We start from the raw sequence: 6,340 nt of genomic DNA, 5'->3' as shown, positions 1-6,340 counted from the left end.
TGAGATATTGATTCTTCATGGTCAGCAATGGCTTGACCTACTTGGTTAGTAGCAATATTTGATTCAACTTCGTGGCGAAGCTTTTTAAGTTGAGAGTAATTTAAGTTGGTAATGTGATGTAGTGTATTTTGAAACTGCTTGGAAGCCATGTTGCACCTGCCGTTATTAGGTTTCATTATATTGAATATAGTTCACCAACACTGAAATACAACATAGCCTTATTTATACAGTATAGTTTGAACTGTTGAGCATACCAAGGAAATTTTGAATGTTATATATCATCAAAGTTGGCTAAATCACGGTTAATTTCACTAACCAACTGAGTTATTGAAACTTTTATTCATTTATATCGAAATTTATATCATGCAAATGTGAGAGCTGGGGAGCCCACTTAGTGAAACACTGGGTTATAATTTTAAAGTAGAAAACGGAAGTAAACTTCCGCTTTGTAAGCCTATATAACTATATTTCGGAAGCAAACTTCCCCGTTTCTAGGGTTTCAAAGGTCATTATCGGAAATATACTTATATTTTTTGATAGCGGTAACCTAAATAGCTATATGAGCAACCTTTCAGGGGCTTTTTGAGCTAATCGAGGTCATTTACACTAACTCATAAATGGACAAAAGTTTGTTAGAGTTATTCACTACTCGTAGGTAATACTCATAAGATTTTGTAGGAGGCCATAAGGAAATCGAGCTGATAATCTTACTCACATTAATGATAAAATTAGCTCTGTATATTGGTATAACTTGTTTTGTAACAAAATCAGTTATACCAATAAATATCAATCCCTAACAAGAGAGTGACAAATCATTCGAAGTACATACCACCAAGCGTAAACCGAATGATGGCTTTGACCATCATTATCATCCAATAACCCGTGGGCCACTTGGTTTCTAAAATTACAACCCAGACTCTCGGTAAAGATCGTCTTAAGTTCAAATGCAACTTTTTCACCGAATATTGTTTCAAAATTATTTTTCAGTACTAAAGAGCTCAATGAAATTTCATCCTCAATACTACTCTTACTATCATTTATTGTTGTGCTATGTTCACCCGAATCCTTTAGTTTCATTCGAACAATATGTTCTATCTGTGGACACAATAAATGTATAGCAGCTGAAAAATCATGCTCAAAACCAATCCAAAGTGCCAAGCCTAAGGTTTTTTCTCGGCCATCAGGTACTAATGGAGAGTGTAAGCATATCAACTCAAAAAACTCTCTAGAGAAAGAATGCTCTTCACGTAGTTGGTCTAAAGCAGGCAATAATTTAGTTTTTACATCGAAATTCATGTAGGAGAGATAGTTTTCAATACATTGTTCATGTATTGCACGTTCAACATCTTTAGCATCATCTTTATCATGAGCTGGTGATTTACCAATAACTCGCCCATCTCGTGAAATATTGATCGTACTTACCATCGATTTATAATTTACATTTCTTAAGTTTTTTTCAGCCTCAGCGGACATAGCTTCTAAATCAGAACTAACAGTCAAACCACAGTAATAGAGAAGAGCCGTTTTTGCATCTGTTTTACCTGATACATGTTTTTTTGCGTTAACTACCATATCAGATACATCTGGCATGGGGAGTTCTATCGTAACCATTTCATCAATCATCTGTTTACCTGAATGCTCAATTTTATGCTTTAGCCTACTTATTATTTCTTCTATTTTGTTTTGAACAGTACGATATTTAATTTCAATATCTCGGTATGCTTTTAATGCATCACAATAAAATAATTTTGCAACTACTGCCGAGTCCGTTAATCTTTTATCCCCTTCAAGTTCATAACTTTTAGCATAAAAAGCCCTTGAGTTCACCCATGGTGCTTTATCTTTAAATCGTGTAGAAATTTCAATTGCAAGTTTCATATATTCTCTGGTTACATGATACTCGCCTTGCTCGTTAGACTCTCTGGCTAGTTCAGTTAAGCGTGAAAAAATATTGTCAAAATCATCAGCCTTACTACTTGTTTTAAATAGTAATGAGCAGAGTTTTTGAACTATGAAATTATATTTTCCATGATCTAGATGAATAGCTTCTAAGATTCTATCTTTTAACTTAGTCAATCTATTGAAGTCTCTGATTTTTTTGCAGAGTACTAAAGCTCTTTCCCATTCGTTGACTTTATACAAAAAACTTGAATCAAGCTTGATTTTTTTTCTGGTGTAACAATCAATTGCAAGTTTAGCCCAATCTTTAAAGTGATATTGAGTCCTACAAAAAAGAATCTCAGCCAGTCGAGCTTTTAGGTAATTATCGTCAGTAAAAGGAATGATGGCTTCATAAAACTCTATCTCTTCTTTAGTAAAATCTTTCAAAATATTCGTTTCTGAAGGTAAGACTAATGTGAACGGGTTATAGATATTATCGGGATGCCTAAGCTTCAAACAGACAACCCTCTCAAGCATAGACAAGGTGTTTTTTTTTGAATAACTAACTTCTTTTCCTATGACGGTGCAAAGATGAAGTTCATAGGAGTGACCATTTTCAGGAATAATGGAGATCTTTTCATCCCACTTTAATGCCTTAAAAGCGTCAACATATTCGCCAGTCATAGTTTTCCACCTAGAGTTTTATGCGATAAAATCAATGACTAATATTAGCATAACACTTAGTTACGTCACGGATTAATGCTCATCATTCTGCCAAGACTTCTTCTTTATCAAATGCTAGCTATACAAAAATATCGACATTAGACAGATAAAGCCCCTCCCCAATTGATGAAAGTATTAGATCGAGTCTTGCCGCTATCCTAGTCATAAGTTTTTGTATGGTAAATTTCTTGAAGGAGCGATTAATCTAACCTTACTTCAGCTCATTTTGGGGCAAAGGCGAGTTAAATTCATAACCCGCCTCTGGACAGAACCGAGTTGGGCGCCTTCAGCTCAAATCCACCCTTCGGATAACTTTTAGTCGCAAAGCGTACTCAGCCACCGTTCCTATTGGAGGCAGATCCGCGCAGAACTGGACAAAAGCTGTCATCTGTTGTGCCAGACTTACTTTATGCAGAACTTGCTAAAAGGTATGCATGTAACCCGTCAGTTCATGAAGTACCATTATCCTATTCGGTGTTAGAACACATTAATGCTTTAGATTTCATATCATCTTTTGACTTCTCATGTGACCGCAAAGTATCTATTTTTTTCAGTCATCACCTATTTGTAGCAACTATTGGGAGGGCTACTCATAGAAGCCGAATAACCTACCTATTGAGCACTGTTTAATACAGATAATGATAAACATGTCAAGAGTAACTCTAAGCACAGGCGCTAGAATTAGCGACTTAGCACCGATATCGGTGTTACTATATGCATATAAAGAAGATAGCTAATGGTATGGAAACAATAAGCCCTATGAAAGAACATTCTCAATCTGAACACAAGATAACTTATACCTCTTCCTCGGCTTCAAAACCACTAGGAACAATTGATGCTCAATCTCCAGAAGCCTTGGATATTGGAAGAAAAATCCATGAGTCGTTACAAGGAGTACCAAGTCAGATTGCACATGATACTCTTGTGGATACTCAAAGTAAGATTGAAGAAGGGTTACATGAGGAAGCAATAGACTTACTGCTACAGAATGCATTCTTTATCACTAAGCTAAAAGATAAGCGAGTTTTGGACGTTATTGAGTCAATCGATAGCACTAATCTGGATAAAGAACTTAGGAAATCACACTTATCGCTTTGCCTTGGATATGCGTCAATCATCGACGAGTTAAACGCAGTCATTAAGTATGTTGAACTCTTGGAAAGTGAGTTTTCAGAAAATCTAAATGATAGTTACTTGGAAGGCTTCATTTTAGAGAGAGCAAGATACGCTAAAGAAGAGGGCAAGAGGAATCTGGCCGTAATTCAGTATCAAGAGTTGATAAAAAGAGAAAATGCCTCACCAAGGAATACAGCAGTTGCTTATCAGGGCTTAGCAGATCTCGCCACCAACGAAGAGGATATCGCTCGATATCATCGATTAAGTGCAGACAAATTTCTTGAAGCAGGACAGAAAAAGGGGGCGATTACTCATTTACTGCAACTCTCTAAGCTACAAGCTAAAGAGTCACAATCTTCAGCATTAGAAACATTGGAAACTTGTTTAAAATTAGTAGATTCAGATGACTTGCTTGAGCGTCACGGAAAAGCCCACCTCTTACAGGACAAAGCCACATATTTGCATAAGCTAGGAAGTAAACTAGAAGCTTTAAAAACTATTGAAGATGCAATTGGTCTAGATGAAGGTGTTTTTGGTGCTGAAATCAATTTACATACTTCGTACATGATGGCAGCTCAATATGCTTTAGAACTTGGCATTCAAGACAAAGCTAATCGCTACAATCAGTTGGCTGTGGACATTGGTTCAACTATTGATGATGAGTTATTCAATCTTCAAACTAAAGTTGCTGATTACTACAATGAACATGATCAACTGAGTAAGGAAATTTTAGATGATGTATTGGCGTTTGGTAACTCTGGCTTAATTGGGACGGTCTTACTCAAAGAATCTATCAATCCATCTAATTCAATCACAGATTCAATAGACTTCTTAGATGCGGCACTGGGACACTTAGAGAAGGACGATAGAGGGGTAGTTGATTTAGTCCATTTTCATTTTGGTCTCATATATCAAGAGCAAGGATTAACAACTGACGCAGAAGCAAGCTACCTGAAGTCTCTTGATGCCAATCCATATAACTACCCAGCAGCAAACAACCTAGCAGGACTTTATATGGAAAGTGAACAATGGGAGAAAGCCTGTAAGCTTTTTAGTTCAAGAATCAAGTTGTTGGGTGAATTACCAAATATGTGTTTTGGGTACGGTAAGGCTCTTTACGAACAGCATAAGTATCACGAAGCTTTAGAATACTTTAATAAAGCAAACCCAGATACAGAAGGTCTACAGCAATTAAAGGAAGAGTGCTTTATCAAGATGCCCAAAGGCATGATTATTGCTACTAGTTTCAAACCTGAAGTTGTCGTTCAAATTACCAGTGATGGTATGCTTGCTGCTCTAAACGAGTTCTCAGCTACAGTATCTTCTCAAAATAGGATGCACTTTTGGCAATCTGATAAGAAAGGAGGTCATAAGTGGAACAAGAACCCAGAAGAAATTGGGAAACAGCTTCTTATTACATTTTTATCAGCAAAGTTTGGACAAAGTAACATACAAATAATACAGGAGCACCGTGCTGGAGCTGGCTTCGTTGACTTATACCTTTTACTTGCTGGCGGCCTAAAGGTAGTTGTGGAGCTTAAAATGTGTGGCCCTTCATACTCAAGTTCTTACGCAATATCAGGAGAAGATCAGATAATTCACTATCAAAATAATACGGGTTCTAATTTAGGGTATTTGGTTGTTTTTGACGGCAGGAAAAGAGATTATGCCAAAGGGCTTAAAAAGCTTCAAGTTATTGAAAATAAAACCATTTACTCTATCGCTGTTGATGTTCGAAACACCGTCAAGTAAAGCCCTTATCTGAGCGAAACACGGCTTAATTCGCGACTAGCTTAATTATAAAATGCTACAACTTAAAGTCTCCATTACGATGGTATTGATACCAGTGGACATGCATAACAATGCAGGCAGATTTTTTACTCAGGAAGCCTATTTTTGAAAGGAATTGGGAGATTCCGTGCATCGATGTTGCGCGGTGTGCCATTAGTAAAAGTAGGGCTATTTTCTGGCGGGATTTACCACCGTTTTGTTGCGCAAACTTGGAAAGGGGCAGAAACGAGTTACGTATTAAGGTTCGCTCATGGCATTCGGCGTACTTCGGTAAAGAGCGAAGAGCGGTCACTGAAAAAGTTAAATTTACTCTAGTGCTTTGAGTAGAAATCTAATTTTGTCCAATAACAATTAAACGCCGTTTTGGTATGTTATAAACCACTAAAATGGTGTTCAATAAGCTGTTAGTAATACACGAATATTTCGAATATGGAGTTGCCAATGAATAACGAAACAAATAACCCTCGCATTAAAGAAGGTGTTGAGCCAAAAGACCTAATTAAAATGCAAACTGAAGTCGGTTTAATTGAATCAATGTTTCAGTCGAAGGCGCTCACAGCTATAGTCATCATAGCAATTATTTTGCTGAGTGGCTGTTTCATGTTCTTGTCCAAGGTGACAGGTTAGCGGCAACAGAATGTATTGCTAATAAGCATCTAAATCCGACATTGCCAGCTGCCACACTTTTTGCAAACAATGCAAAAAGCCCGCCATTGCAAGGCGTATTAGGCGGGCGTTCGTTATCACTGTCTGCAATTGGCACTGAGCCGTACTTCGGCAAAGAGCAATAAGCGGTCGCTAGCAGTTACTTTTCAATTTCGTCAAAGTA

3 protein-coding genes are annotated in these 6,340 nt (G+C 37.2%); 2 read left to right on the top strand and 1 reads right to left on the bottom strand.

The annotated features are described in order from the left end of the window. Positions 1–786 precede the first annotated feature (786 nt). Positions 787–2,565 carry a DUF7380 domain-containing protein gene (locus tag AAEU30_RS12900; RefSeq protein ID WP_421960829.1) on the bottom strand — a complete coding sequence of 593 codons (1,779 nt, stop codon included), beginning with the start codon at positions 2,563–2,565 and terminating at the stop codon, positions 787–789. Positions 2,566–3,363: 798 nt separating this feature from the next. On the opposite strand from AAEU30_RS12900, the gene AAEU30_RS12895 reads away from it, so the two are divergent. Further along, a complete protein-coding gene (locus tag AAEU30_RS12895) occupies positions 3,364–5,472 on the top strand; it encodes a DUF8371 domain-containing protein (RefSeq protein WP_421960828.1) in 2,109 nt (702 codons plus the stop codon). 480 nt (positions 5,473–5,952) lie between these two features. After that, positions 5,953–6,138 (top strand): hypothetical protein, encoded by a 186-nt coding sequence (locus AAEU30_RS12890; RefSeq protein WP_421960827.1) that lies wholly within the window; start codon positions 5,953–5,955, stop codon positions 6,136–6,138. Positions 6,139–6,340: the final 202 nt, after the last annotated feature.

The organism is Pseudoalteromonas mucoides (genome assembly GCF_049257175.1).
Taxonomy (GTDB): domain Bacteria; phylum Pseudomonadota; class Gammaproteobacteria; order Enterobacterales; family Alteromonadaceae; genus Pseudoalteromonas.
The sequence above is the reverse complement of the archived record's forward strand: the minus strand, read 5'-3'. Positions and strand labels throughout refer to the sequence as shown.